The sequence below is a fragment of the Ensifer sp. Root31 genome (assembly GCF_001424825.1).
GTDB classification, from domain to species: Bacteria; Pseudomonadota; Alphaproteobacteria; order Rhizobiales; family Rhizobiaceae; genus Ensifer; species Ensifer canadensis.
The window spans coordinates 91268-116008 of record NZ_LMCO01000016.1 but is presented as its reverse complement, the minus strand read 5'-3'; the positions used below and the strand labels follow the sequence as shown (position 1 = coordinate 116008).

Below are 24741 nucleotides of genomic sequence, written 5' to 3'. Positions count from 1 at the left end.
GAACGCCAGTAAACTCGACCTTGAATGAACCGAGGGAGCAAATCATGGCCTACAACGAGCGCTCGAAACACATCACGCAAGGTGTCGCGCGATCCCCCAACCGGGCGATGTATTATGCGCTCGGCTACGAGAAAGCCGATTTCGACAAACCGATGATCGGTATTGCCAACGGTCATTCGACGATCACGCCCTGCAATGCCGGGCTGCAGCCGTTGGCCGACGCCGCTGTCGCTGCCATCAAGGCTGCCGGTGCAAATCCGCAGATCTTCGGCACGCCGACGATTTCCGACGGCATGTCGATGGGCACCGAAGGCATGAAATATTCGCTTGTGTCCCGCGAGGTCATCGCCGACTGCGTCGAAACCTCGGTACAGGGACAGTGGATGGACGGCGTGCTCGTGCTCGGCGGCTGCGACAAGAACATGCCGGGCGGCATGATCGGTATCCTCCGCGCCAATGTGCCGGCGATCTATGTCTATGGCGGCACGATCAAGCCTGGCCACTGGAAGGGGCAAAGCCTTTCGATCGTCTCCGCCTTCGAAGCCGTCGGCGCCTTCATGGCGGGCAAGATGAGCGAGGAGGATTTCGACGGCATCGAGCGCAATGCCTGCCCGTCGACCGGCTCCTGCGGTGGCATGTACACCGCCAACACCATGAGCTCGTCCTTCGAGGCGCTTGGTATGTCGCTTCTTTACTCGTCCAACATGGCCAATCCAGACCAGGAGAAGATGGAGAGCTCAGCTCAATCCGCCAAGGTCCTGGTCGAGGCGGTCAAGAAGGGCATCAAGCCGCGGGACATCGTCACGCGCAAGTCGATCGAAAATGCCGTGGCCCTGATCATGGCGACGGGCGGATCGACCAATGCGGTGCTGCATTACCTCGCCATCGGGCATGCGGCGGAAGTCGAGTGGACACTGGACGACTTCGAGTGCGTTCGCCGCAAGGTCCCCGTCCTCTGTGACCTCAAGCCGTCGGGCAGATACATGGCCGTCGATCTGCACAAGGCGGGCGGCGTGCCGCAGGTGCTGAAGATCCTTCTGAATGCAGGTCTTCTGCATGGCGACTGTTTGACGATCACAGGCAGGACGATCGGGGAAGAGCTTGCAGCCGTTCCGGACGAGCCGCGGTCGGATCAGGATGTCATCCGGCCCTATGAAAGACCGATCTACCGCGAGGGCCACCTCGCGGTGTTGAAGGGGAATCTGGCCGAAGGCGGTGCCGTCGCCAAGATCAGTGGTTTGAAAAGCCGAGTCATGAGCGGGCCCGCGCGCGTGTTCGAGGACGAACAATCGGCGATGGATGCCATCCTGTCGGACCGGATCAGGCCAGGCGATATCCTCGTTTTACGTTACCTCGGCCCAAAGGGCGGCCCGGGAATGCCCGAGATGCTCGCGCCAACTTCGGCGATCATCGGCAGGGGCCTCGGCGACAGCGTCGGCCTTATCACCGACGGCCGCTTCTCGGGCGGCACCTGGGGCATGGTCGTCGGCCACGTCACGCCGGAAGCTTTTGAAGGCGGCACGATCGCGCTAGTAGAAGAGGGCGACCGGATCGTCATCGACGCCCATCAGCAGCTGCTGCAACTCGAAGTGGATCCGGAAGAGCTGGCAAGAAGGCGCACCCAGTGGCGGCAGCCGGAACCGCGCTACAAACGCGGTGTGCTGGCAAAGTTTGCAGCGCTGGCGCGCCCGGCCAACGAAGGGGCGGTCACCGGCTGAATGTCATCCTGGCTTCGGTCCGTCGCTCAGATGTGCCGGGTCTGCGAAAACGCCATGCTGTTGTTTCCAAAGTCTGAAACGGCGTCGGTCTTTCGGGCCGATGCTCTCATGAAAAGACCCATGCTGCCTTACTGCGACTTTCAAGCGCCTGCCCAGCCAAAGCCCCGCAGGCGCTGCCGGCCCTATTCGTTAAAGGGCGGCTAACGATAGGAGAATGCGACTTTACGTATATTTGAAATGGGGCTTGGCCCGCTCTTGCCCAATTGCTAGTTGTGTGCTGGGGAAGCCCGCTGGTGATTCATGCGGGAGGGGTAAGATCTTGTCGCGTTTCGTTTCTGTTCTGTGGGCGTTGTTCGCCCTGTTTGTCGTTGCGTTGTGTGTGCCGCAAGTGGCGATGGCCGCTCCGTCAGATGGTTGTACGGCGATCAATTCGACCTGGGGTACGGGTAAAATGCTCGCGGCCGGAGCTGAGCTATGGGATCAGTCCCTCCTTCTGAATGCTGGCGAAACGATTACGTATCACGCGACGACTTCCGGCAGTTTGAATGCGGGCAATGATCGTTATAGCGGAGCGGGTTTTGCGCTCTACACGGAAGGTCCCCCGACAAACTACGGTATCATCGTTGAAGAGTACGCAACATCGGTTAGTGAACTCAACCTGACCGGCACGCACACAGTGCCCGCCAGCGGCGAGTATGTCGTCTATGCCTGGAGTAACGTCAGCGGCGCGACGATACAGGCGACGGTGAGTTGCGTAGCACCGCCGTCGACGGATGCCACCTTGGCCAGCTTGTCGCTGACCGGAACCTCCCTGTCTCCGACGTTTGCGCCGGGCACGACATCCTATACGGCCTCTGTTCCCAATACGACGGCGTCGCTGACGGTGACACCCACGGTCAATGACGCGGGGGCGACCATCACGGTCAACGGAGTGGCCGTTGTTTCGGGGACGGCCTCTGGCCTGATCCCCCTTTCCGTCGGTTCGAACACGCTGACCACGGTGGTGACGGCCGAAGACGGCACGGCATCGAAGACCTACACGGTGAACGTGACCCGTGCGGCTTCGTCGAATGCCGACCTCGACAGCATGATCTTGAGTGATGGCACGCTATCGCCATCGTTTGCCGCAGCAACGACATCCTATACGGCGTCGGTGCCGAACGCGACGACGTCGCTGACGGTGACGTCAATGATCGGCCATTCGGCGGCGACATTGACGATCAATGGCGATCCGGTCGCCTCGAATGCGGCTTCCGGTGCGATTGCGCTCAATGTCGGCTCGAACACGGTGACGGCGGTGGTCACGGCCGAAGATGGCACGACCGTGAAAACCTATACCGTTACGGTGACACGCGCGCCTTCGGCAAATGCCGACTTGTCCGGCCTGGACTTGAGCGCCGGCACGCTGTCGCCGGCCTTTGCCTCCGGCACGGTTTCCTACACGGCTACAGTTCCCAATGCGGCGGCATCACTGACCGTGACGCCCACGGTCAGTGACACGACGGCGTCGGTCACAGTCAATGGGGTCGCCGTCGCGACGGGTACAGCTTCGGGCACGATCGCGCTTGCGGTCGGCACCAACGTCCTGACGACGGTGGTGACGGCCCAGGACGGTACGACGAAAACATATACGGTAACGGCGACGCGGGCCGCCTCTGCAAATGCCGACCTGTCGAGCCTGAGCCTGAGCGCCGGCACGCTATCTCCCGCCTTTGCGTTCGGTACGACCACCTACATGGCCTCGGTCCCCAATGCGACGACGTCGCTGACGGTGACGCCAGGGGTAAGCGATACGACAGCGACGATTACGGTCAATGGGGTGGCCGTCTCTTCGGGTGCAGCCTCGGGCACGATCGCGCTTGCGGTCGGAGCCAATGTCGTGACGACGGTCGTCACCGCTCAGGATGGCACGACGGTGAACACCTACACGGTGACGGTAACGCGTGCTGCGTCGTCGAATTCCGACCTGTCCGGCCTGGGCTTGAGTGCAGGCGCACTGTCTCCGGCGTTCGCATCCGGCACAACCAGCTACACGGCTTTCATTCCGAATACGACGACGTCGCTGACCGTGACGCCTGATGTCAGCGATACGACCGCAACGGTCACCGTCAATGGCGTGGCGGTGGCTTCGGGCGCTGCCTCCGGCTCGATCGCGCTTGCGGTCGGTCCGAATGTGCTGACCACGGTCGTGACAGCCGAGGACGGTACGACGAACACCTACACGGTCACAGTGACGCGCGCGCCGTCGACGAATGCAGACCTGTCCGGCCTGTCGCTCAGCAGCGGCACGCTGTCTCCGGCGTTTGCGACGGGCACGACGGCCTACACGGCCTCGGTCCCCAATGCCACGGCCTCATTGACGCTGACGCCGACCGCAAGCGATGCGACGGCGTCCATCACTGTCAACGGGGTAACAGTCGTGTCGGGTGCTGCCTCGGGCTCCGTCACGCTTGCGGTCGGCACCAACGTCGTCACGACGGTGGTGACGGCCCAGGATGGCACGACGCAGACGTCTTACACGCTGACGGTCACTCGTGCGGCCTCGACGAACGCCGAGTTGTCCGGGCTCGGCCTAAGCAGCGGCACGCTGTCACCGACATTCGCATCGGGCACGATGTCGTACACGGCTTCGGTTTCCAACGCGACGGCGTCGCTGACGGTGACACCGCTGGTCAGTGACGCAACGGCGACGGTGACGGTCAACGGCGTGGCCGTCGCGTCGGGCACCGCGTCCGGAGCGATAGCGCTTGCGGTCGGCTCCAACACGGTGACGACCGTGGTCACGGCCGGGGATGGTACGACGCAGACGAGCTACACTGTTATCGTGACCCGTGCGCTTGCCGCTTCGACCGACGCCAATCTGTCGGGCCTGTCGTTGAGCATCGGCACGCTGTCTCCGGCCTTTTCGTCCGGCGCGACGTCCTATACGGCGTCGGTTCCAAATGCGACGGCGTCGTTGACGCTGACGCCGGTGGCAAGCGATGCGGCGGCGACAGTCACCGTCAACGGAGCGCCGGTCGCATCCGGCGCAGCTTCTGCCTCGATCCCGCTCTCAGTCGGCTCGAATACGCTGGCCACGGTCGTGACGGCGGAGGATGGCACCGTGAAGACCTATACGGTGACCGTCACCCGCGCCGCGCCAGCGGCCAACTTCACGTTCACGCCGGCGGCGGGCGCTCTTCCACCGGCGATGGCCGGCGAGAAATACGCGCAGCCGATATCGGCCGCGGGAGGTACCGGCGCTCTGCTCTACGCGGTGAGCGGCGGCACCCTTCCCAAGGGCATGGTCCTCAACGTTTCCACGGGCGAGTTGACCGGACCGCTGAGCAACGATGCCGAGGTCACGGATTACAGCTTTACGGTTTCCGTCACCGATGCCGCCGGCAGCACGGCGAGCGCCGCCTATACGCTGAAGGTCACGGCTCGCGAGGTCAGCGTCGCCGACCAGATCGTCAACGTTCCCGCGGGCTCATCGCCGCCAAATGTGTATTTGAATGGCGGGGCGACCGGTGGACCGTTCAGCGACGCGCAGGTCCTTACCGTGAGCCCCGCCAACGCCGGCAAAGCGGAGATTATCGAGGGGGAGCTGGCCCAGGTCGGTGCATTCGCTCCGGTTGGCTATTACCTGAAGTTTACACCGGATCCTGCTTTCTCCGGCCAGGCAAAGATCGGATACCAGCTGACGGCCGCCGCCGGAGCGTCGAATGTCGGTGTGATCACCTACAACTTGAGCTTCGACGCAGATGCCGTCATCGGCGAGATCGATTCACTGGTGCGAGGCTTTGTCCAGACCCGGCAAAATCTCCTGGCGTCAAGCATCCAGGTGCCGGGCCTGCTGGAGCGGCGCCGACTGCAGGCCGGAACCGACCCGGTGACGATGCGTCTGTCGCCCTCGACGGATGGGGTCGGCATGAGCTTTGCCACCAGCTTGGCTCAGCTCGAAGCGGCGAGAAACGCTGCAGACGGTATCGAAGGCGGCGAAGTTTCGCCGTTCAACGCATGGCTTGACGCCACGATGATGCTCCACAATCGGGAGCAGAACGATGATCGGTGGGGCGGCTTTGGCCTTCTTTCGGTCGGCGTTGATTATCTGCTCAACGAAAAGGCGCTGGTCGGGTTCTCGTTCCATCTCGATCATATGACCGATCCGACGGATGACGACGCCGAGATCCGTGGCACAGGCTGGCTTGCCGGACCGTATACGTCGCTCGAACTGGTGACGGGCATCTTCTTCAATACCAGTCTTCTCTATGGCGGTTCCAGCAACGATATCGATACCGCCTTCTTCGACGGCTCCTTCGATAGCAGCCGATGGATGTGGGACAGCTCCATCACCGGCCAATGGGACCTCAATGAGGAGACGGTGGTGATGCCGAAGCTGCGCGCCGTTTACCTCAATGAGAATGTCGAAGACTACGGCATTCAGAATGTGGCTGGCGGCGATGTCGCTCTGGAAGGATTCACCCTCGAGCAGTTCCGGGTGAGCCTCGGGGCCGAGATCGAGCGGCAGTTTACACTGGAGAACGACATGACGCTCAAACCACGGCTCGGTGCCGCGGCCGGGTACTCCGGTCTCGATGGCAATGGCATGTTCGGTTCGGTGTTGGCTGGTTTGTCTCTGCAGGCGAACGAGAGCTGGGTTGTCGACGCAAACCTGCGCGTAACCGTGGAAGGCGATGGTGAGACCTATGCTGGTGCGCGCTTGGGGGTCGGCGGACGATTCTAGAGTGTCGCATCGTGCGTTTCCGCGGCTCCGCCTGAAGCGGAAACGCACGATGCGAATCCCTGGCAAAAAGATCAGATTGCACGACTTTCCGCAGCCGCTGTCGCAGAGATAGCGGCTGTTCGATCGAAAATGAGCACCGCCTTATTTCGATGACGAGCCGTCTTCGGCGGGCAGCCTCCTCGACGTTTCCTTGCGTCGCTCAATTGCGGATTGCTGATCGTTCGTCCGCCTGCTCTCGACGCGTGCAGCAGGGTCGAATGCGGCCTATAGCCCCAAATCGAACGGAAGCGTCAGATGAGGCCTGCGGGATGGCTGATGGATTTTGTGAAGGACAACGCAGCTGGCGTAAACGGCTGCGAGATTTCCGAACTCAGTAGCGTTGTGCTGCCGGCCTCTGCTCTTCTGACGGCGGCCGACGACTACGCGCCATTTGCCGATCCGCATCGCTCGACAGACGGGTCGCGTGTGGTTACATCGCTTGCCATGGAACTCCGCTTCAACCGTACCGCCTTCTTATTTTCCATCCTTCTGTTCGTCGTCCTCGTCGTGCTGGCAACGCGTGGGGCCGGATGGGGTTGGGTCCGCAGTTTTTCCGGCGATGTCCTTGCCGTGATGTGGGTGTACTGCACGCTGGCATCGGCGGTGAAAGCTCGACCCCAGCTGCTCGCCGGTATCGCCTTCCTGCTAGGCGTGGCGATCGAGCTTGCGCAGTATCTGGCGGCCAGTTTCGATATCCGCATTTCCAATCCCGTCTTGAGGATCGTGCTTGGAGCCACGCCGGACTGGTGGGATGTGCTCGCCTATGCGCTGGGTGCGGTCCTCGTGTTGGCCATCGCAATGCTCGGCCGCTTCCGGCACCGCCGTCACGTCGGTGCATACGCGCTTTGATCAGACGGAAGCGGGCGCTTTCGAAACCAGTCCCATTGCGCCCGAGACCAGACGCGCGACATGTGCCGTATCCGGCGCCTCGCCGAAAAGGATGCGGTACATGATCGGTGAGACGACGCGGTCCATGACGGCGTCGACCTCAGGAAATGCTTCGCCACGGTCCGCAGCGCGTGCTGCGATCACCTCAATCTGCTGCTTGGTGAAGTTGCAGCACTGATAGGCGCCGCTGCCGTCCTGCGCTGCCAGCACGTCACGTATCATCTCACGCCCGGGTTTCGAGGACATTTCCTCGGCGTATTGTTCGGCCCAGGCCAGAAGATCCTTGCCACCATTTCCGGTATCGACCGGCTGCATGTCGGGTTTCAGCCGTTCGACAGCGACATCTGCCAGGAGTTCCTGGATGTCGCCCCAACGGCGATAGATGGTCGAGGGCGTGACGCCCGCTTCGACGGCGATCATCGGAATGGTGATCTCTGCGCGCTCCATTCGTGTCATCAGAGCCTGAACGGCCCCGTGCACCGACGCCTGTACCCTGGCGCTTCGCCCGCCTGGACGGGGACCTTCCCTGCCTGCCATTCCAACCCTTCCTTCCGCGTGCTGCGCATGGATCAGAAACTTTCACTGCACCATAAACGCAAATTATTTGCTTTTATCGGCGTTCGTCCCTACATCACCTAAACGCAACGATTTAGCGTTAAGGGCTATATAGATGTTCTCCTCTGCCAAATCCAGTGAGAGTGGCGGTCCGGCCGCCAACCCCATCGCCTTCCACGCGGTCACGCTTGCCACGTTCTTCGGCGCGTCGGCGGCACCAACGCCGCTTTACCGCATCTACCAGGAGAGCTTTGCCGCCTCGCCCGTGATGATGACCGGCATCTTCGCGGTCTACGCCTTCGCGCTTCTGTCCGCCCTGCTGATCGCCGGTTCGATATCCGACCATCTCGGCAGGAAGCCGGTGATTTTCGTTGCGCTGCTTCTCGAAATCGTGGGGATGGCGCTCTTCGTCGTTGCCGACGGACCGCCCTGGCTGATCGCGGCGCGTATCGTCCAGGGGTTTGCGACCGGCATTGCGGGCGCCTCTATCGGTGCGTCGCTGGTCGACGTCGATCGCGGCAGGGGCCAGCTCGTCAATTCGCTCGCGCCGCTGATCGGCATGGCCGTTGGCGCATTGGGCACCAGCGCGCTCATTCAATACGGGCCGTTTCCGCTTCACCTCGTTTATGGCCTGCTCCTGATCGGCTTTGCAGTGCTGGCGCTCGCGATATGGCTGACGCCGGAGACCGGCGGCAGACGCAGCGGCGCGCTGTCTTCGCTGAAGCCGACGATCGCCATTCCGCCTCAGATCAAGCGACCGCTGGCACTGGTGACGCCGATCAACATCGCCAACTGGGCGCTTGGGGGCTTCTATCTCTCGCTGATGCCCTCGCTCGTCGCGTCCGTCACCGGCAGCCGGGCACCGCTGACCGGTGGAGCCGTTGTCGCCACGTTGATGGCAGCCGGTGCCGTCAGCGTCTTCCTGCGCCGCTCGCGCAGTCCCCGGGCAAACGTGGCCTTCGGCGTCTCGGCCACGACCGCCGGTATGCTGATCGTGGTTGCCGGCACGCACCTCGCAAATGTGCCGGTCATGACCCTTGGCACCTTGCTAACCGGAGTCGGTTTCGGCACCAGCTTCCTCGGCATCATGGGCTCGATCATGCCGCTCGCCAAGGCGGATGAGCGCGCCGGGCTGCTTTCTGCCTTCTACATCCAGAGCTATCTCGCCTTCAGTCTGCCGGCGATGGCTGCAGGGTTTCTTGCAAAGACACTGGGCTATCAAACGACCACCGACATCTACGCCGCCGTCATCATCGTCACCGCGGTTGGAGGGCTGATGGCAAGCCGCGAGCGCCGGGCAGGGGTGTCGGCGGTTTCGTGATTGATCGTCGACGCCTTAGTTCGAGCGAGGAAAGTGTTTCACGATGGAATAGAGCTTCGTGACGCCCGTTATTCCTTCGGACCGGAGATACCGGTTCGCTTTTCAAGAAGGAGTTACGGGCATGAAGAACCACTGGAAATTGGGCGCCGCCCTCATCGCCGGCGTAACCGCCCTTGCCGGCACTGAGGCGCAGGCAAAGCAGAGCACCGCGCCGGTGCAATCCGTCGGCAGGCAGGCGGGCGGCCACAACGACGGCACGATCATTGGCAACAGCTCCTCCAACTCGTCGAGCAACTCCAGCTCGAATTCATCATCGAACAGCTCGTCCAATTCCAGTTCGAACGGCTCAGACCGCACGTATCGCTCCGGCAAGCTGTGGCATACGCGCTGACAGATGATCAAAAAAATTGAGCGGGGACCGGTGGACCGGTCCCCGCTTTTTGACGTTGGCAGCAGGTCAGCGCGTGGCCCGTGCCATCTTTCGATACCAGCCAGCCTCGACGTTTCGCCCGTCGTCGCGGATTTCGAGACGCACCGTGGCGGCCAATGGCAGGATCCAGCCTGATGTCATCGCGTCCAGGAATGGCATGCAGCGCTTGATGGTCAGCCCATTGTCTCTGGCGGAAAGGTGCTGCGGGTCAGCTGCGGGCAGCCTGCGATACCATTCCGGCAGACTGGTTTTGGCGGCCACGGGCGGGGCGATGACCCCCAGGTCTTCCGGCTGGCAGAGGAATTGGATGCGTGGCGGTTCTTTCTTCCAAAAGTGCAACATGCCCGTTCTCCGTTCGGATGGGCGGAAGAACGGTCGGCGTCAGGGATTATTCCCCGTTCATTCAAAAGAACGCAAAGGCAGGCTGGACGGTAGCGTCAGATGCGGAGCCGAACCGCCGCAAGGGCGGATCAGTTCTGGTCGAGCGCCCGGGTGAGGCTGAGCGCTACCAGCGTGCAGATTGCACCGGAGATCAGATAGCCGCCGATGAAGACGATGCCGAAGCTGGTCGCAAGTCCAAGCGCCACCAGCGGTGCGAACGCCGCGCCGACGAGCCAAGCCAGGTCGGAGGTGAGTGCCGCTCCGGTGTAGCGGTAGTACTGGGTGAAGCGCGAGGAAACAGCGCCGGAGGCCTGGCCAAAGGTGAGGCCGAGGACGCCAAAGCCGATTAGGATATAGGCGTCCTGCCCGGCCCCGCCGGCGTCAAGAAGGAAGGGTGCGGAGAAACTGAAGATAGCGATCAGTGTCGCGCCGATCATCAGCTCGTTGCGGCGGCCGACGCGGTCGGCGATCAGGCCCGACACGATAATGCCGATCACGCCGACGGCTGCGCCTGCGACCTGGACCAGCAGGAACCGGGCAGCCGACTGTCCGCCGTTCAGGATGACCCAGCTCAGCGGGAAGATCGTCACCAGATGGAACATCGCAAAGCTTGCCAAAGGCACGAAGGCGCCGAGCACCACGTCCAGCGCGTGTTTGCTCAGCATTTCGAACACTGGCCGGGCTTGCAGCTCCTGTGCCTCCATCGCCGCGCCGAATTCCTTGCTGGCGACGATGCGCAGCCGGGCAAACAGCGCCACGACGTTGATCGCAAAAGCGACGAAGAACGGGTAGCGCCAGCCCCAGGAAAGGAAATCCTCCTCGGAAAGATTGGCGACGAAATAGCAGAAGATGATGCTGGCGAGGGCAAAGCCGATGGGCGCGCCGAGCTGGGGGATCATCGCATACCAGCCGCGGTGGTCCGGCGGTGCGTTGAGGTTGAGCAGGGATGCAAGCCCGTCCCATGCGCCGCCGAGCGCAAAACCCTGTCCAAGTCGGAAAAGCGCCAGCAGCGCCACCGCCCAGTAGCCGATGGTCTCGTAGCCCGGCAGGAAGGCAATCGAGGCCGTTGAGCCTCCGAGGATGACAAGGGCGATGGTCAGCTTGGTGCCGCGGCCGTAGTTGCGGTCGATCCACATGAAGACGAGTGAGCCGACCGGACGCGCGATAAAGGCTAGCGGAAAGATCGCAAACGACATCAGCGTGGCCGCGACCGGACTGGGAGCGAACGGGAAGATGAGCTTCGGGAAGACCAGGATCGAGCCGAGGCCGTAGACGAAGAAGTCGAAGAACTCCGACATGCGGCCGATGACCACGCCAATGGCGATGCTGCCTGGTGACAGTGGCTTGTCGTCATGGATGCGACGGGCGTCCCGCTCAAGGCCTGAAGACGTAGGATTGACGACCGAGCTCATGAATTCCTCCCGGCGATTTGTGCCGCCTCGTCGAAATGTTGATCAATCAACGCCCGAGATCAAGGAAGCGGCGAAAAAAAACGTAAACTCGTCGGCATCTTCCCAATGGTCAGCCGGCGAGGATGCACTAGATTGGGCACTTGCGGACGCCGCTGTCCATTCTGTTGCGATGCGACAGAATGCTGCAGTGCGACGAACGACCTCATTCCGCCGAGCCCGATACGCGATTAGTGCCGACTAGACAAAACGCAAATGGAGCCCGAAATGCCCACTCCATTGAAGCTCGCCGGACGATCGGCCGTTCTTCTATCGACCCTGGCCCTTGCCGGGTGCGACCTGGTCGTGATGTCGCCCTCCGGCGACATTGCGGCACAGCAGAGAGATCTGATCGTCGTTTCGACGATCCTCATGCTGATCATCATCGTGCCGGTGCTTTTCCTGACGCTGTTCTTCGCCTGGCGCTACCGCCAGTCCAACACGGCTGCCAAGTACGATCCGGAATGGCATCACTCCACTGGGCTGGAAGTCGTCATCTGGTCAGCGCCGCTGGCGATCATCATTGCGCTCGGGGCCGTCACCTGGATCAGCACCCACAAGCTCGACCCCTACAGGCCGCTCGACCGGCTTGACGCCAATCGGCCTGTCCCCGCCGAGACGAAGCCTCTGACCGTCGAGGTCGTGGCGCTCGATTGGAAATGGCTGTTCTTCTATCCGGACTACGGCATCGCCACCGTCAACGAGATGGCAGCACCGGTGGACGTGCCAATCAATTTCAAGATCACCGCATCCTCGGTGATGAACTCCTTCTACGTCCCCGCCCTTGCCGGCATGATCTATGCAATGCCGGGCATGCAGACCAAGCTGCACGCCGTTATCAACAAGCCGGGCGAGTATGAAGGCCTGTCGTCCAACTATAGCGGCGACGGCTTCTCGCACATGCGCTTCAAGTTCCATGGGTTGGACCAGGCGGGCTTCGATCAGTGGGTCGCAAGGGTCAAGCAGAACGGCACCATGCTCAATCGCGACGCCTACCTGAAACTCGAAAAGCCGAGCACGAAGGAACCGGTCCGCTACTTTGCCGGCGTCGAGGACGGGCTTTACGACGCGGTGCTGAACATGTGCGTGCGCACAGGCCAGATGTGCATGAACCAGATGATGCACATCGACATGATGGGTGGCGCCGGCGTGGAAAGCCACGAAAACCGCGCCAAGCTCGAGCACGACAACCGCCATGCCGGGGAAACGGGCCATGCGGGCGAAGCAGCACCGGGCGCCACCTTCCCGGCGACGGGCAATCCTTCGAAGAGCGAAGAGCCGGCCGAAGGCATCGACAAAGAGCCGCAGACGATGAACCACGACATGCACAACATGCACGGGGATCAAGCGGCGCCTGCCGGGAACCAAGCCGGTCCGGCGCCCGCACAGTTGAACAACGCCGGCACCACGAAGCCCTGACGCCCGCATTTCAAGAGAATTTGGATAGCCCTATGTTCGGTAACACCAACCTCACACAATTCATCTTCGGGCGGCTCACCTGGGAAGCGATCCCCTATCACGAGCCGATCCTGGTCGCGACGTTCATCGCCGTGGCGATCGGCGGCATCGCCGTCCTGGCGCTGATCACGAAATACAGGCTCTGGGGCTACCTCTGGACCGAGTGGTTTACCAGTGTCGATCACAAGAAGATCGGCATCATGTATGTGATCCTAGCGCTCATCATGCTGCTGCGCGGCTTTGCCGACGCGATCATGATGCGCCTGCAGCAGGCGATCGCCTTCAACGGCAACGAGGGCTATCTCAATCCGCATCACTACGATCAGATCTTCACCGCACATGGCGTGATCATGATCTTCTTCATGGCCATGCCCTTCGTCACCGGCCTGATGAACTATGTCGTGCCGCTGCAGATCGGTGCGCGCGACGTCTCCTTTCCGTTCCTCAACAATTTCTCGTTCTGGATGACGACGGCCGGTGCCGTGATCATCATGATGTCGCTGTTCGTCGGCGAATTCGCGCGCACCGGATGGCTTGCCTATCCGCCGCTGTCGGGCGCCGATTATAGTCCCGGCGTCGGCGTCGACTATTACATCTGGGGCCTGCAGGTCGCGGGTGTCGGAACGACACTATCGGGCATCAACCTGATCGCGACCATCGTCAAATTGCGCGCGCCGGGCATGACGCTGATGAAGATGCCGGTCTTCACCTGGACGTCGCTCTGCACCAATATCCTGATCGTCGCCACCTTCCCGATCCTGACCGCGACGCTGGCGCTGTTGTCGCTCGACCGCTACGCCGGCACCAACTTCTTCACCAATGACCTTGGTGGCAACCCGATGATGTATGTGAACCTCATCTGGATTTGGGGCCACCCGGAAGTCTACATCCTCATTCTGCCGGCCTTCGGCATCTTCTCGGAAGTCGTTGCCACCTTCTGTGGCAAGCGGCTCTTCGGTTACGCCTCCATGGTCTATGCGACCTGCGTGATCATGATCCTGTCCTATCTCGTCTGGCTGCACCACTTCTTCACCATGGGGTCGGGCGCATCGGTCAACGCCTTCTTCGGCATCACCACGATGATCATCTCGATCCCGACGGGGGCGAAGATGTTCAACTGGCTCTTCACCATGTATCGCGGCCGCATCCGCTACGAGGTGCCGATGCTGTGGACCGTCGGCTTCATGGTCACCTTCGTCATCGGCGGCATGACCGGCGTCATGCTGGCGATCCCGCCGGCCGATTTCGTGCTGCACAACTCGCTGTTCCTGATCGCCCACTTCCACAACGTCATCATCGGCGGCGTCGTGTTCGGCCTGATGGCGGGTCTCGTCTACTGGTGGCCGAAAGCCTTCGGCTACAAGCTCGATCCGTTCTGGGGCAAAATGAGCTTCTGGTTCTGGCAGATCGGCTTCTTCTTCGCCTTCATGCCGCTCTACGTGCTCGGCCTGATGGGCGTTACCCGCCGCGTGTCGCAGTTCGAGGACCCGTCGCTGCAGATCTGGTTCGTCATCGCCGCCTTCGGCGCCGTGCTGATCGCGCTCGGCATCGCCTCCTTCGTCGTCCAGCTCGTCGTCAGCTACCTCAGGCGCGATCAGCTGCGCGACACGACGGGCGATCCGTGGAACGCCCGGACGATCGAGTGGTCGACCTCCTCGCCGCCGCCGGATTACAACTTCGCCTTCACGCCCGTCGTGCACGATCACGACAGCTGGTACGATATGAAGAACCGTGGCTACGAGCGTCCGCTCGGCGGCTTCAAGCCGATCCATATGCCACGGAACACCGGAACCGGCGTCATCCTCGCGGGTCTCAGCGTCGTGCTCGCCTTCGCGCTGATCTGGTACATCTGGTGGCTGGCGATCGTAGCGTTCGTTACCATGCTCGTCGTGTCGATCGGCCACACGTTCAACTACAAGCGGGATTTCTACATCCCTGCCGAGACCGTCACTGCAACCGAGGACGCCCGGTCCGAACTTCTGGCGGAGCGCACCTGAGATGGCGAACAAGACCCAAGTAGAAGCAACCGAAGCGCCGCAGTTCTATCTGGAGGAAGAGCACCATCCGGAAGGCAGCACCATGCTGGGCTTCTGGATCTACCTGATGAGCGACTGCCTCATCTTCGCCGTCCTCTTCGCCACCCATGGCGTGCTCGGGCGGAACTATGCGGCCGGTCCGTCGCCGGCCGATCTGTTCGATCTGCCGCTTGTTGCCATCAACACGGCAATGCTGCTGTTCTCCTCGATCACCTATGGTTTTGCCATGCTCCAGATGGAGCGCAACGCCAAGATGGAGACGATCTTCTGGCTTGGCGTGACCGCCGTGTTCGGCCTGGCGTTCCTCGGGCTGGAACTCTACGAGTTCTATCACCTGATCCTTGAGGGGGCAGGCCCGACACGCAGCGCGTTCCTGTCGTCGTTCTTCACGCTCGTCGGCACCCACGGCCTGCACGTCACCTTCGGCATCATCTGGATCGTGACGATGATGGTGCAGGTCAAGATGCATGGCCTGATCCCCGAGAACCGTCGCCGCCTGATGTGCCTGTCGATGTTCTGGCACTTCCTCGACGTCATCTGGATTGGCGTCTTCTCCTTCGTCTATCTGATCGGAGCCATCGGATGAGCTCACAGCCAAACAGCCTCACCCATGAAGATGCCGGCCAGGCCCATCACGGCCACAGCCACGGCCACCAAGCCGGCCACGGCTCGTTCAGAAGCTACATGATCGGCTTCGCGCTTTCCGTCGTCCTGACCGCCATTCCCTTCTGGTTGGTCATAGGCGGCGTGTTCGATAGCAAGCTGACGACGGCCGTCTTCGTCATGGGCCTCGGGGCCATCCAGATCGTCGTGCACATGATCTTTTTCCTGCACATGAACCCGCGTTCGGAAGGCGGCTGGACGATGATGGCGCTGATCTTCACGCTCATTATCGTCGGCATCGCGCTCGCCGGCTCGCTGTGGGTCATGCACCATCTGAACGTCAACATGATGCCGATGACGCACGAAATGATGAAGAACATGCCATGACGGCCCGTTGACGGCATGGCGATGAATGGGGGAGCGGCGAAGATCGAAGTGGGGGCAGAGCCTGTCCGCGCTCGCACCATTTTCACCGTCGCCCTGTCGGTGCTGATGGTGGCTTTCTTCGCCCTCGGCTCCTGGCAGGTGCAGAGGCTCTTCTGGAAGCTCGAGCTGATTGCCCGCGTCGATGCCCGGGTTCACGCCGAACCTGTTCCGGCTCCGCCCCCGGCCGAATGGCCCGGTATCAGCGCGGAAAAGGACGAATACCGTCGCGTGACCACGACCGGCGTCTTCGAGCACGAGAAGGAAGTGCTGGTCCAGGCGGTCACCGAGCGTGGCGCCGGCTTCTGGGTGATGACGCCGATCGTCCAGGACGACCGGTCGACCATCCTGATCAACCGTGGCTTTGTTCCGCTCGATCGGCGCGATGCTGCCGCCCGCTCCCAGAGCCGGACTTCCGGTGTTGTCGAGGTTATCGGCCTCTTGCGAATGCCGGAACCGGGTGGCGGCTTCCTGCGTTCCAACGACCCGACAGCCGATCGCTGGTATTCGCGTGACGTCGTTGCGATCGCCAGGGCCCAGGACCTGGCGAATATCGCACCTTATTTCATCGATGCCGACGCCACGCCCAATGCGGGTGGTCTCCCTGTCGGCGGGCTGACGGTAGTCAGCTTCCGCAACAGTCATCTCGTTTATGCGGTAACCTGGTATGTGCTGGCACTGCTGAGTGCGGCGGGCATCGTTGTCGTTTATCGCTCGCGGGCGGGCTGAAGGCTTGGCGATTGTGCGTCGGCGCGGATAGGTTTCACGAAAGACGGACATCTCTCGGGTGCGATACCGCAGATGCATCCTCGCCCGAACAGCCGCGCCACCGATTAACGATAAGCACAAAGGCCTCCCATGCAGTCAGTCAGCATCGAACAGGGCATCGAGGCCGCCGGCGTCGGGCTGTTCCAGCGTCGCCTCTTCGTCATCTTCGGCCTTGTCTGGGCGGCAGATGCTATGCAGGTGCTGGCAATCGGTTTCAGCGCGCCGTCAATTGCTGCGACGTTCGGCGTCACCATCCCGCAGGCTCTGCAGTCGGGCACGTTCTTCTTTCTCGGCATGCTCGTCGGTGCCTTTGTTTTCGGGCGGCTCGCCGATCGCATCGGCAGGCGACCGGTGCTGTTCATCGCGATCATCATCGACGCAATTTTCGGCATCGCGTCGGCCTTTGCACCCGACCTTACCTGGCTATTCGTGGCCCGTTTCCTCACCGGGCTTGGGGTTGGCGGCACGCTGCCGGTCGATTACGCCATGATGGCTGAATTTCTGCCGGCCAACCGACGGGGGCGCTGGCTGGTGCTGTTGGAGGGGTTCTGGGCCATTGGGACCGTTGCACTGGCGATCCTGGCGCTTGTGGCTGGCAATCATGGCAGCGAGGCTTGGCGGACCATCTTTTTCATCACCGGCATTCCGGCGTTGATCGGTGTCGTCCTGCGCTTCTACGTCCCGGAATCGCCCTTTTACCTGAACCGGCAGGGACGTTCGACTGAGGCCCGCAGCGTGTTGCAGCGCATCGCCGGGGCGAACAGACGGGATGTGACGATCCCGCCGATCGTCCCTCAGGCTGCCGAGCGCAAATCGATTACAGCACTTCTATCGCCTGCGCTTCGCCGCCGGACGATCTTTCTGATGTCGGCCTGGCTGCTCATTTCCATCTCCTACTACGGCATCTTCGTTTACTTGCCGGTCAAGCTTGCCGGCGAGGGCTTCGGTTTCATACGCGGCGAAGTCTTTCTCGTCGTTCTGGCACTCGCCCAGTTGCCCGGTTACACGTTGGCTGCCTATGGCGTGGAACGCTGGGGGCGGAAGGCAACATTGATCGGCTTTCTCCTCCTCAGCGCGGCCGGCTCCCTGGCCTATGCTCTTGGGCAGAGCATGGAGCTTGTCGTTGCGGCCACGCTGTTGATGAATTTTGCCCTCTTGGGCACGTGGGGTGCGATCTATGCGTTGACGCCGGAAATCTATCCGACGAGCCTGCGCGCAAGCGGCATGGGCACGGCCGGCGCAATCGCCCGTGTCGGCGGGTTGCTCGCGCCGTCGATGGTTGCCCCGATCATGGCGTCCAGTTTCACGACCGCGCTCGGCGTCATTTCGGGCCTGCTGCTGCTTGCGGCACTGAGCGTGTCGCTGATTGATGCCGAACCCCGCAACAAGGGTCTCACGTGAGAGGTGAGATACAGCACTGTTCCGGTGCTCGCCTTTGATGATTTCGACTACTTGAACTCAATCACGACGACGGTCGCGGCTCGCGCGATATCCTGCAAGGCATCCAACAGGGATACGCCACTGCCGGTCTTGATGTGGCTGAGCGTTGCTGCATTTTTGAACGTCAGTTTGCATCGCCCGGGATAGCCCGGCCCGCCGCCCTCGACCGCGTCCCAGAACGCGTCGAGGTTGCAGCCAAAGTCTCGACCAGCCGCAGGATTCGTCACGGCAAGGTAGCGGCGCCAGAGATCCGCATCGGTCGCAATCCCCTGACAATCGATGACAAAGTGCTTCATTCATGCTGCTTTCGAGAAGCCGCCGTCGGCACCAATAGGGCACCGGCGTGCCCGGTTCAATCGGCCGTGGTGCACCCGATGGCAGATCATTCGCGATGAAGCGTACAACGCTCCTGCTTGCCGAAGTTGTGTCGAGGCAAGCCGTTCGAAAAGCCCGCCTGCGAGAAGCGGCAGGCGCCTGTTAACCAATTGTTAACCATCCGTCGCCTAGATCACGGCAACGAAAAATTAACGAAGATGATCAAAGTGCTAACAGACGCTCGTTCGATCCGTATCAAGGGCCGCTCGTTCCTGAGCCTCGCGCTGTCGCCCGAGCTTCCACTCGATTCGTGGCTGACGCGGCTCGACGATCTGGCCGCTCGCTCGGCGGGTTTTTTTCTCGGCCGACCGGTAGTGCTTGATATCGTCGACCTCGAAATCGACCGGCCGCAGCTGAAGGGCCTGCTCGAAGAACTCGCCAGCAGGAACGTCCGCGTCCTGGGCATCGAGGGCGGACGTCCCTCGCTGTTCGAGCCGGGCATGCCACCCTCAATGAGAGGCGGGCGGCCGGCGCCGGAATTCGAGGCGGCAGCGGGCGAGTTGATCGCCGGTGAGCCGAAGGCACCTGAGGCTGTCTCCGTCATCGGCCAGGAAACGCCGGCGGCCAGAGCGAGCGCGTCGATCATCGTCAGGGAGCCGGTTCGTTCCGGACAATCGGTCATCTTTCCGGAAGGCGATGTCACCGTGATCGGGTCGGTCGCATCCGGCGCCGAAATCATCGCCGGCGGTTCGATCCATATTTACGGAGCGCTCCGGGGGCGGGCGCTGGCGGGTTCCGTAGGCAACACCTCGGCGCGGATCTTCTGCCGCCGGCTGGAGGCAGAACTGCTGGCCATCGACGGTGTCTACAAGACCGCCGACGACATGGCGTCCGAGCTTCGTGGACAATCGGTGCAGCTTTGGCTCGAAGACGACTCGATCATGGCAGAGAGACTTAACTGAGCCGGTGCCGGCCAGGAAACAGGAGCGGAAGATGGCGAAAGTAGTTGTTGTTACATCGGGCAAAGGCGGCGTCGGCAAGACGACGTCGACCGCTGCTCTCGGCGCAGCGCTCGCGCAGCGCAACGAGAAGACCGTCGTCGTGGATTTCGATGTCGGCCTGCGCAATCTCGACCTCGTCATGGGTGCCGAGCGCCGTGTCGTCTATGACATGGTCAACGTCATTCAGGGTGACGCCAAGCTGCCGCAGGCGCTGATCCGCGACAAGCGCCTGGAGACGCTCTTCCTGCTGCCGGCATCGCAGACCCGTGACAAGGACAGCCTGACGCCGGAAGGCGTGGAGCGTGTCATTAACGACCTGAAGAAGCATTTTGACTGGATTATCTGCGACAGCCCTGCCGGGATCGAGCGCGGTGCAACGCTTGCCATGCGCCATGCCGACATGGCCGTGATCGTGACCAATCCGGAAGTTTCCTCGGTTCGCGACTCCGACCGGATCATCGGCCTGCTCGACGCCAAGACAGAGAAGGCCGAGCGGGGAGAACGGGTCGAGAAGCACCTGCTCCTGACCCGCTACGATGCGCTGCGCGCCGAACGTGGCGACATGCTGAAGGTCGACGATGTCCTGGAGATCCTGTCGATTCCGCTGCTCGGCATCGTTCCCGAGAGCATGGATGTGCTCAGGGCATCCAACATCGGTGCCCCGGTGACGCTCGCCGACAGCAAGTCTGCGCCGGCGCTTGCCTATCTCGACGCCGCTCGCCGGCTTGCAGGCGAAACCGTGCCGATGACCATCCCGGGTGAAAAACGCGGTCTGTTTGGCAAAATCTTCGGACGGAGGGCAGCATGAGCATTTTCAGTTTCTTCAAAAAGCAGAGCTCGGCCCCGACAGCGCGCGAGCGCCTGCAGGTCTTGCTGGCGCATGAGCGCGCCTCCGTCGGCCAATCGGATCTCGTTGCGCTGCTGCGGGAAGAGATTCTTGCGGTCATCTCCAAGCACGTTCAGATCGACGACGACAAGGTCACCGTCAAGATGGACCGCGGCGAACACGTGACGACGCTGGAAGTCGACATCGAGATCCCGCTCGCCGCCGGTGCACGGGCGGCCTGAAAGCGGGTCCGCAGCACATGACGTCAGGCAGCAGGGGATGTCGATGGTTCAGATCATCCGTTCCCGTGCTGCCTGACGTATCCCGTCATGCTGTGCTACTGCATCGTCTTGCAGCGCCCTTGGCGTCCCATTTGACGCGCGACTCTGTTGAGGTCCGCTATGTCCCATGAGCAAGTGGAATGCATTGTCGCGGGAGCCGGCGTCATCGGGCTGGCCGTCGCTCGCGTGCTTGCTCAAGCCGGCCGTGAGGTGATCCTCGTCGAAGCGGCCGATCGCATCGGCAGCGTAACGTCGTCGCGCAACAGTGAAGTGATCCACGCCGGAATCTACTATCCGGCGGGCAGCCTGATGGCGCGCTTGTGCGTCGAAGGCCGGGCCCTGCTCTATGCCTATTGCCGCGAGCGCGGCATCCCCCATCGGCAATGCGGAAAGCTGATCGTGGCGACCTCGGCCTTGGAGCTCGAGCAGCTGCCCGATATCGCGGTGCGCGCGGCGCGAAATGGTGTGCCCGATCTCCGGCAAATCTCGGCCGCGGATGCGCGCGACCTCGAACCGGCGCTTGCCACCACCGGCGCGCTGCTGTCGCCGGTAACCGGCATCATCGACAGCCACGCGTACATGATGTCGCTGCTTGGCGATGCCGAGAATGCCGGCGCGGTCTTGGCGCTCAACAGCCCCGTCGAGCGAGGCAAGGTGACCGATAGCGGTATCGTCGTCGACATCGGCGGCGCCGAGCCGATGAGCCTTGCCTGCCGGCTGTTCGTCAACGCCGCGGGCCTCGGCGCACCGATGCTGGCGCGCCAGCTTGAGGGCATGCCTCTCGGGCTCGTGCCGAAAGAGTACTATGCCAAGGGCGACTATTTCTCCCATGTCGGCAGGGCGCCGTTCTCGCGGCTAATCTATCCCGTACCGGTCAAGGGTGGTCTCGGCATCCATCTAACCATCGATATGGCCGGCCAGGCCCGTTTCGGCCACGATATCGAGTGGGTCGACACATTGCACTATGACGTAGATCCGGCGAAGGCCGCATCGTTCTACGCCGGTGTCCGCCGCTATTTTCCTGACCTGAAGGACGGCGCGCTCGTGCCGGCCTATTCCGGTATCCGGCCAAAGATCGTGCCGCCGGAGGTGGCAAGCCAGGACTTCGTCGTGCAAGGACCAAGCGTGCACCGCGTGCCCGGACTGATCAATCTGTTCGGCATCGAGTCGCCCGGCCTCACCGCATCCCTAGCGCTGGCGAAGCTTGTGGCAGAAATCTAGGCCTGTGGGCAACTCAACCGTCGTTTGGGCCGCAGGACAGCTCGCCTAATCCGTAAACGACGGATGCCAGCTTTTCCGTTCCCCGGCGCAATTCGTCCGGTGTCAGCGAGGCATAGCCGAGCACCATACCAGCCCGGTCCGGTTTGCGCTCGAGATAGAGCGGCGACACGGGGTAGATGCCAATCCCGGCAGCCCCCGCGGTTTCGATCAGCCGCGTCTCATGCTGTGCGCTGATCTCATGGAACCAGACGACGACATGCAGCCCGGCCGATGTGCCGACGATCTCTATCTGTTCGCCAAAGGATGATGTCAGTGCCGAGACCAGGGCGGCGCGACGCTCGGCATTGGACCGGCGCATCCTACGGACATGCCGTTCGTATGAGCCTGCTTCCAGTAGTATTGCGAGCGCCTCCTGCTCAAGGCTCGGGCTATGCCGGTCGGCGATCTGCTTGCATCGCGTGAAGACCTCGATCAACGGCCGGGGAACCACGAGATAGCCCAGCCTGAGGGCCGGCGAGAGCGTCTTCGAGACTGTGCCGACATAAATGACCCGGTCACGATCCACTTGAAACAGCGGCGGTATCGGCTTCACGTCATAGCGGTACTCGCCGTCGTAGTCGTCCTCGATGATATAGGCTCCGACCGCATAGGCCCATTGGAGCAACGCGTCCCGCCGGCTCTGCGGCAGGACGCCACCGAGCGGAAACTGGTGGCTCGGCGTCACGTAGGCGAGCGCTGATTTTCCACGGGACGGCAGGTGCCCCACGACAAGGCCGGCATGGTCGCAGGGAGCGGCAACGATTTCAGCGCCGGCGGCGACCATGACGTTGCGCGCCATGGCATAACACGGTTCCTCAACAATGACGCGGTCGCCGCGATCGACGAGAACGCGGGCGCAGAGATCCAGCGCCTGTTGCGAGCCGGAAACGACGACGATCTGATCGGCGTCGCAGCGGATGCCGCGCACACGCCAGAGATAGCCCTGAAGTTGTTGTTTCAGGGCGGCGGAGCCGGCCGGATGCTCGTAGGAAAGGCTATCACGGCGGCGCAGCAGCGCCGCATTCATCGCCCGCCGCCACAGCAGCGTCGGAAAGTCGGCGGCGGCAATATCGCCATAGCGAAAATCGAACTCCAGTGCCGGCCGCCTCTCAGCATAGTGGATCGGAAGCTCCATCAGCCGGGCAGCATAGTCCGACATCGGCCATTCCAGGCGAGGCTCAGCCTGTCGGCTGTGTCGCGTTCCTGGCCCGGCCATATCCGAGACGATCGACGCCGAGCCCTGGTGGCTGATCACGTAGCCCTCGGAGACGAGCTGGTCGAAAGCGGCCGTGACCGTCGTGCGCGACACGCCCAGTTCCTCGGCGAGCGCACGGCTCGATGGCAGCCTGTCACCGGGCGCATAGACGCCAGCACCGATCTGCTCTTGCAGCTCAAGGTAAATGCGGCGGGCTGCGCCCGTGCGTTGTGATCTCCCACCGCTCAACTGGCCCAATGAAAATCTCCGAAACTGGACGTTTATTTTGTGCCAGTTAACGCCGATGCTGCGCGAAGTTCAAGGAGAGTTCCATGTACACGCCGCCAGCTTTTGTGGTCGACGACACCAGCGAAATACACGCGATGATGCGGGCATGCCGCATCGCCAATTTTATCACCGCGACGGCGCAAGGTCCCTTGGCGACACCGCTGCCGATGTTGCTCGACGCTGAGGAGGGAGAGATGGGTATGCTTTATGCCCACCTCGCCCGCCCCAATCCGCAGTGGCAAACGCCCATGATTGGCGATGGCCTCGCTGTCTTCATGGGTCCCGACGCCTACATCACCCCGGCCTGGTATGCAGCGAAGGCCGAGCATGGAAAGGTGGTTCCGACATGGAACTACACTGCTGTTCAAGCAAAGGGCCCGGTCGAGTTCTTCGATGATCCGGCCCGGCTGCTCGATGTCGTCAAGCGGCTCACTGATCTCCACGAGGCGGCGGCCGCAAAACCGTGGGCCGTCAGCGATGCGCCTGCGGCTTATATCACAGCGCAATTGCGCGGCATCGTCGGTATTCGAATGTCGATCACGCATCTGACAGGCAAACGCAAGCTGAGCCAGAACCGTCCAGAGCCGGACAGGATGGGCGTCAGGAACGGCCTTTCGGAAAGTCATCGCGATTTCGACCGCGTAATTGCGGACATGATCCCCGTTCCATCATCATCATCATGAGACAAGAGCATGTTCAAGTCTGATTTCGATCCACAACCCGCATTGAGCGGCGACGCCATCCTCCTCAGGCCGCTGCGGCCGGAAGACCTCGAGGGCCTTTACTTCGCAGCAAGCCATCCCGACGTCTGGGCAGGGCATCCAGCAACGGATCGCTACAAGCGGGAGAAGTTCGAGCCCTACTTCGCGTTGTTGCTTGCAAGCGAAACGACGCTCGTGGCGATCGATCGGCAAAACGACAGGATCATCGGATGCTCCCGCTACTACGTCGCTCCTGACATGCCGGACAGCATTTCGATCGGTTTTACTTTCCTCAACAACGCCTATTGGGGCGGCGGCACCAACTTCGACCTGAAGCGGCTGATGCTCGGCCATGCCTTCGGTACTTATCCGGAAGTCTGGTTCCATATCGCGCCGACAAACATTCGTTCGCAAAAGGCGACTGCCAAGCTCGGTGCGGCGCATGTCTATGACGCGATATTGGACCTTTCGGGCACGCCGTCGCCGTGGATGTGCTTCCGGCTGCGGCAGGACGATTGGAACCGTGTCGTCGCCGGCAGGGCCGAGGTCGCTTGATCCGCTTCGTTGCCGCGGTCAGGCTTTTCCCGGCGTCGAAAGTCAGTGCAAACAAGCGCAAACCCCGAGGATGGTCGCGCGAAGA

At 62.0% G+C, this 24741-nt stretch carries 21 protein-coding genes and 1 pseudogene; 17 read left to right on the top strand and 5 right to left on the bottom strand.

Going from position 1 to position 24741, the window contains the following annotated elements; all coding sequences use genetic code 11:
* The first annotated feature begins 44 nt into the window (after window positions 1-44).
* The 3 genes from ilvD (at window position 45) to ASD00_RS16865 (ending at window position 7332) form a co-directional block, all read left to right on the top strand.
* Window positions 45-1718 (top strand): dihydroxy-acid dehydratase, encoded by a 1674-nt coding sequence (gene ilvD, locus ASD00_RS16875; protein ID WP_057207633.1) that lies wholly within the window; start codon window positions 45-47, stop codon window positions 1716-1718.
* A gap of 319 nt (window positions 1719-2037) precedes the next feature.
* A complete protein-coding gene (locus ASD00_RS16870; RefSeq protein WP_162249730.1) occupies window positions 2038-6444 on the top strand; it encodes a cadherin-like beta sandwich domain-containing protein in 4407 nt (1468 codons plus the stop codon).
* Between the two features lie 315 nt (window positions 6445-6759).
* The gene (locus ASD00_RS16865; protein WP_244496072.1) at window positions 6760-7332 is read left to right on the top strand and encodes a DUF2809 domain-containing protein; all 573 of its coding nucleotides are present in this window, start codon (window positions 6760-6762) and stop codon (window positions 7330-7332) included.
* Here the strand turns inward: ASD00_RS16865 and ASD00_RS16860 are convergent, their stop codons facing one another.
* Entirely contained in the window at window positions 7333-7908 is a 576-nt protein-coding gene (locus ASD00_RS16860) for a TetR/AcrR family transcriptional regulator (protein ID WP_025429531.1), read from the bottom strand. It lies immediately after the preceding gene.
* Between the two features lie 133 nt (window positions 7909-8041).
* On the opposite strand from ASD00_RS16860, the gene ASD00_RS16855 reads away from it, so the two are divergent.
* Window positions 8042-9247, top strand: coding sequence for an MFS transporter (locus ASD00_RS16855; protein WP_025429530.1), 1206 nt, complete (start codon window positions 8042-8044; stop codon window positions 9245-9247).
* Window positions 9248-9368: 121 nt separating this feature from the next.
* Window positions 9369-9638 carry a hypothetical protein gene (locus ASD00_RS16850; RefSeq protein ID WP_057207631.1) on the top strand — a complete coding sequence of 90 codons (270 nt, stop codon included), beginning with the start codon at window positions 9369-9371 and terminating at the stop codon, window positions 9636-9638.
* A gap of 96 nt (window positions 9639-9734) precedes the next feature.
* On the opposite strand, the pseudogene ASD00_RS16845 reads toward ASD00_RS16850, so the two are convergent.
* Window positions 9735-10019, bottom strand: a pseudogene (locus ASD00_RS16845) (hypothetical protein); the annotation flags it as partial.
* 128 nt (window positions 10020-10147) lie between these two features.
* Window positions 10148-11470, bottom strand: a complete 1323-nt coding sequence (locus ASD00_RS16840; protein ID WP_057207630.1) for an MFS transporter — start codon at window positions 11468-11470, stop codon at window positions 10148-10150.
* 264 nt (window positions 11471-11734) lie between these two features.
* Here ASD00_RS16840 and cyoA point away from each other — a divergent pair, with 264 nt between their 5' ends.
* From cyoA to ASD00_RS16810, 6 genes are all read left to right on the top strand, one after another.
* Complete coding sequence (cyoA, locus tag ASD00_RS16835; RefSeq protein ID WP_057207629.1) at window positions 11735-12925, top strand: ubiquinol oxidase subunit II; 1191 nt, start codon at window positions 11735-11737, stop codon at window positions 12923-12925.
* Between the two features lie 32 nt (window positions 12926-12957).
* Complete coding sequence (cyoB, locus tag ASD00_RS16830; protein ID WP_025429526.1) at window positions 12958-14961, top strand: cytochrome o ubiquinol oxidase subunit I; 2004 nt, start codon at window positions 12958-12960, stop codon at window positions 14959-14961.
* A 1-nt stretch (window position 14962) separates the two neighbouring features.
* Complete coding sequence (gene cyoC, locus ASD00_RS16825) at window positions 14963-15586, top strand: cytochrome o ubiquinol oxidase subunit III (protein ID WP_025429525.1); 624 nt, start codon at window positions 14963-14965, stop codon at window positions 15584-15586.
* The gene (cyoD, locus tag ASD00_RS16820; RefSeq protein ID WP_025429524.1) at window positions 15583-15990 is read left to right on the top strand and encodes a cytochrome o ubiquinol oxidase subunit IV; all 408 of its coding nucleotides are present in this window, start codon (window positions 15583-15585) and stop codon (window positions 15988-15990) included. Before cyoC ends, cyoD begins: the two co-directional genes overlap by 4 nt.
* Before the next feature lie 15 nt (window positions 15991-16005).
* Window positions 16006-16755, top strand: a complete 750-nt coding sequence (locus ASD00_RS16815; RefSeq protein ID WP_057207628.1) for an SURF1 family protein — start codon at window positions 16006-16008, stop codon at window positions 16753-16755.
* A gap of 129 nt (window positions 16756-16884) precedes the next feature.
* Window positions 16885-18195: an MFS transporter gene (locus ASD00_RS16810; RefSeq protein ID WP_057207627.1), complete on the top strand. Its 1311-nt coding sequence runs from the start codon at window positions 16885-16887 to the stop codon at window positions 18193-18195.
* A gap of 47 nt (window positions 18196-18242) precedes the next feature.
* Here the strand turns inward: ASD00_RS16810 and ASD00_RS16805 are convergent, their stop codons facing one another.
* Window positions 18243-18530: a barstar family protein gene (locus ASD00_RS16805; protein WP_057207626.1), complete on the bottom strand. Its 288-nt coding sequence runs from the start codon at window positions 18528-18530 to the stop codon at window positions 18243-18245.
* Window positions 18531-18767: 237 nt separating this feature from the next.
* Here ASD00_RS16805 and minC point away from each other — a divergent pair, with 237 nt between their 5' ends.
* The 4 genes from minC (at window position 18768) to ASD00_RS16785 (ending at window position 21878) form a co-directional block, all read left to right on the top strand.
* On the top strand, window positions 18768-19511 hold the full coding sequence (gene minC / locus ASD00_RS16800) for a septum site-determining protein MinC (RefSeq protein WP_057207625.1): 744 nt from the start codon (window positions 18768-18770) through the stop codon (window positions 19509-19511).
* 31 nt (window positions 19512-19542) lie between these two features.
* Complete coding sequence (minD, locus tag ASD00_RS16795) at window positions 19543-20358, top strand: septum site-determining protein MinD (RefSeq protein WP_025429519.1); 816 nt, start codon at window positions 19543-19545, stop codon at window positions 20356-20358.
* Entirely contained in the window at window positions 20355-20618 is a 264-nt protein-coding gene (gene minE / locus ASD00_RS16790) for a cell division topological specificity factor MinE (protein ID WP_025429518.1), read from the top strand. The genes minD and minE overlap by 4 nt, the downstream gene beginning before the upstream one ends.
* 159 nt (window positions 20619-20777) lie before the next feature.
* On the top strand, window positions 20778-21878 hold the full coding sequence (locus ASD00_RS16785) for an NAD(P)/FAD-dependent oxidoreductase (protein ID WP_057207624.1): 1101 nt from the start codon (window positions 20778-20780) through the stop codon (window positions 21876-21878).
* Between the two features lie 13 nt (window positions 21879-21891).
* On the opposite strand, the gene ASD00_RS16780 is transcribed toward ASD00_RS16785, so the two are convergent.
* A complete protein-coding gene (locus tag ASD00_RS16780) occupies window positions 21892-23370 on the bottom strand; it encodes a PLP-dependent aminotransferase family protein (RefSeq protein ID WP_057207623.1) in 1479 nt (492 codons plus the stop codon).
* Between the two features lie 74 nt (window positions 23371-23444).
* On the opposite strand from ASD00_RS16780, the gene ASD00_RS16775 reads away from it, so the two are divergent.
* Both ASD00_RS16775 and ASD00_RS16770 read left to right on the top strand, forming a co-directional pair.
* Complete coding sequence (locus tag ASD00_RS16775) at window positions 23445-24083, top strand: FMN-binding negative transcriptional regulator (protein ID WP_057207622.1); 639 nt, start codon at window positions 23445-23447, stop codon at window positions 24081-24083.
* Window positions 24084-24092: 9 nt separating this feature from the next.
* Window positions 24093-24656 (top strand): GNAT family N-acetyltransferase, encoded by a 564-nt coding sequence (locus ASD00_RS16770; protein ID WP_063963281.1) that lies wholly within the window; start codon window positions 24093-24095, stop codon window positions 24654-24656.
* The last annotated feature ends 85 nt before the right edge of the window (window positions 24657-24741 follow it).

What these genes read in the sequence shown, in the direction of transcription:
- ilvD (WP_057207633.1), top strand. Translation starts at nt 45, where the DNA reads ATGGCCTACAACGAGCGCTCGAAACACATCACGCAAGGTGTCGCGCGA.
- ASD00_RS16865 (WP_244496072.1), top strand. Translation starts at nt 6,760, where the DNA reads ATGGATTTTGTGAAGGACAACGCAGCTGGCGTAAACGGCTGCGAGATT.
- ASD00_RS16860 (WP_025429531.1), bottom strand. Translation starts at nt 7,908, where the DNA reads ATGGCAGGCAGGGAAGGTCCCCGTCCAGGCGGGCGAAGCGCCAGGGTA.
- ASD00_RS16855 (WP_025429530.1), top strand. Translation starts at nt 8,042, where the DNA reads ATGTTCTCCTCTGCCAAATCCAGTGAGAGTGGCGGTCCGGCCGCCAAC.
- ASD00_RS16850 (WP_057207631.1), top strand. Translation starts at nt 9,369, where the DNA reads ATGAAGAACCACTGGAAATTGGGCGCCGCCCTCATCGCCGGCGTAACC.
- ASD00_RS16840 (WP_057207630.1), bottom strand. Translation starts at nt 11,470, where the DNA reads ATGAGCTCGGTCGTCAATCCTACGTCTTCAGGCCTTGAGCGGGACGCC.
- cyoA (WP_057207629.1), top strand. Translation starts at nt 11,735, where the DNA reads ATGCCCACTCCATTGAAGCTCGCCGGACGATCGGCCGTTCTTCTATCG.
- cyoB (WP_025429526.1), top strand. Translation starts at nt 12,958, where the DNA reads ATGTTCGGTAACACCAACCTCACACAATTCATCTTCGGGCGGCTCACC.
- cyoC (WP_025429525.1), top strand. Translation starts at nt 14,963, where the DNA reads ATGGCGAACAAGACCCAAGTAGAAGCAACCGAAGCGCCGCAGTTCTAT.
- cyoD (WP_025429524.1), top strand. Translation starts at nt 15,583, where the DNA reads ATGAGCTCACAGCCAAACAGCCTCACCCATGAAGATGCCGGCCAGGCC.
- ASD00_RS16815 (WP_057207628.1), top strand. Translation starts at nt 16,006, where the DNA reads ATGGCGATGAATGGGGGAGCGGCGAAGATCGAAGTGGGGGCAGAGCCT.
- ASD00_RS16810 (WP_057207627.1), top strand. Translation starts at nt 16,885, where the DNA reads ATGCAGTCAGTCAGCATCGAACAGGGCATCGAGGCCGCCGGCGTCGGG.
- ASD00_RS16805 (WP_057207626.1), bottom strand. Translation starts at nt 18,530, where the DNA reads ATGAAGCACTTTGTCATCGATTGTCAGGGGATTGCGACCGATGCGGAT.
- minC (WP_057207625.1), top strand. Translation starts at nt 18,768, where the DNA reads ATGATCAAAGTGCTAACAGACGCTCGTTCGATCCGTATCAAGGGCCGC.
- minD (WP_025429519.1), top strand. Translation starts at nt 19,543, where the DNA reads ATGGCGAAAGTAGTTGTTGTTACATCGGGCAAAGGCGGCGTCGGCAAG.
- minE (WP_025429518.1), top strand. Translation starts at nt 20,355, where the DNA reads ATGAGCATTTTCAGTTTCTTCAAAAAGCAGAGCTCGGCCCCGACAGCG.
- ASD00_RS16785 (WP_057207624.1), top strand. Translation starts at nt 20,778, where the DNA reads ATGTCCCATGAGCAAGTGGAATGCATTGTCGCGGGAGCCGGCGTCATC.
- ASD00_RS16775 (WP_057207622.1), top strand. Translation starts at nt 23,445, where the DNA reads ATGTACACGCCGCCAGCTTTTGTGGTCGACGACACCAGCGAAATACAC.
- ASD00_RS16770 (WP_063963281.1), top strand. Translation starts at nt 24,093, where the DNA reads ATGTTCAAGTCTGATTTCGATCCACAACCCGCATTGAGCGGCGACGCC.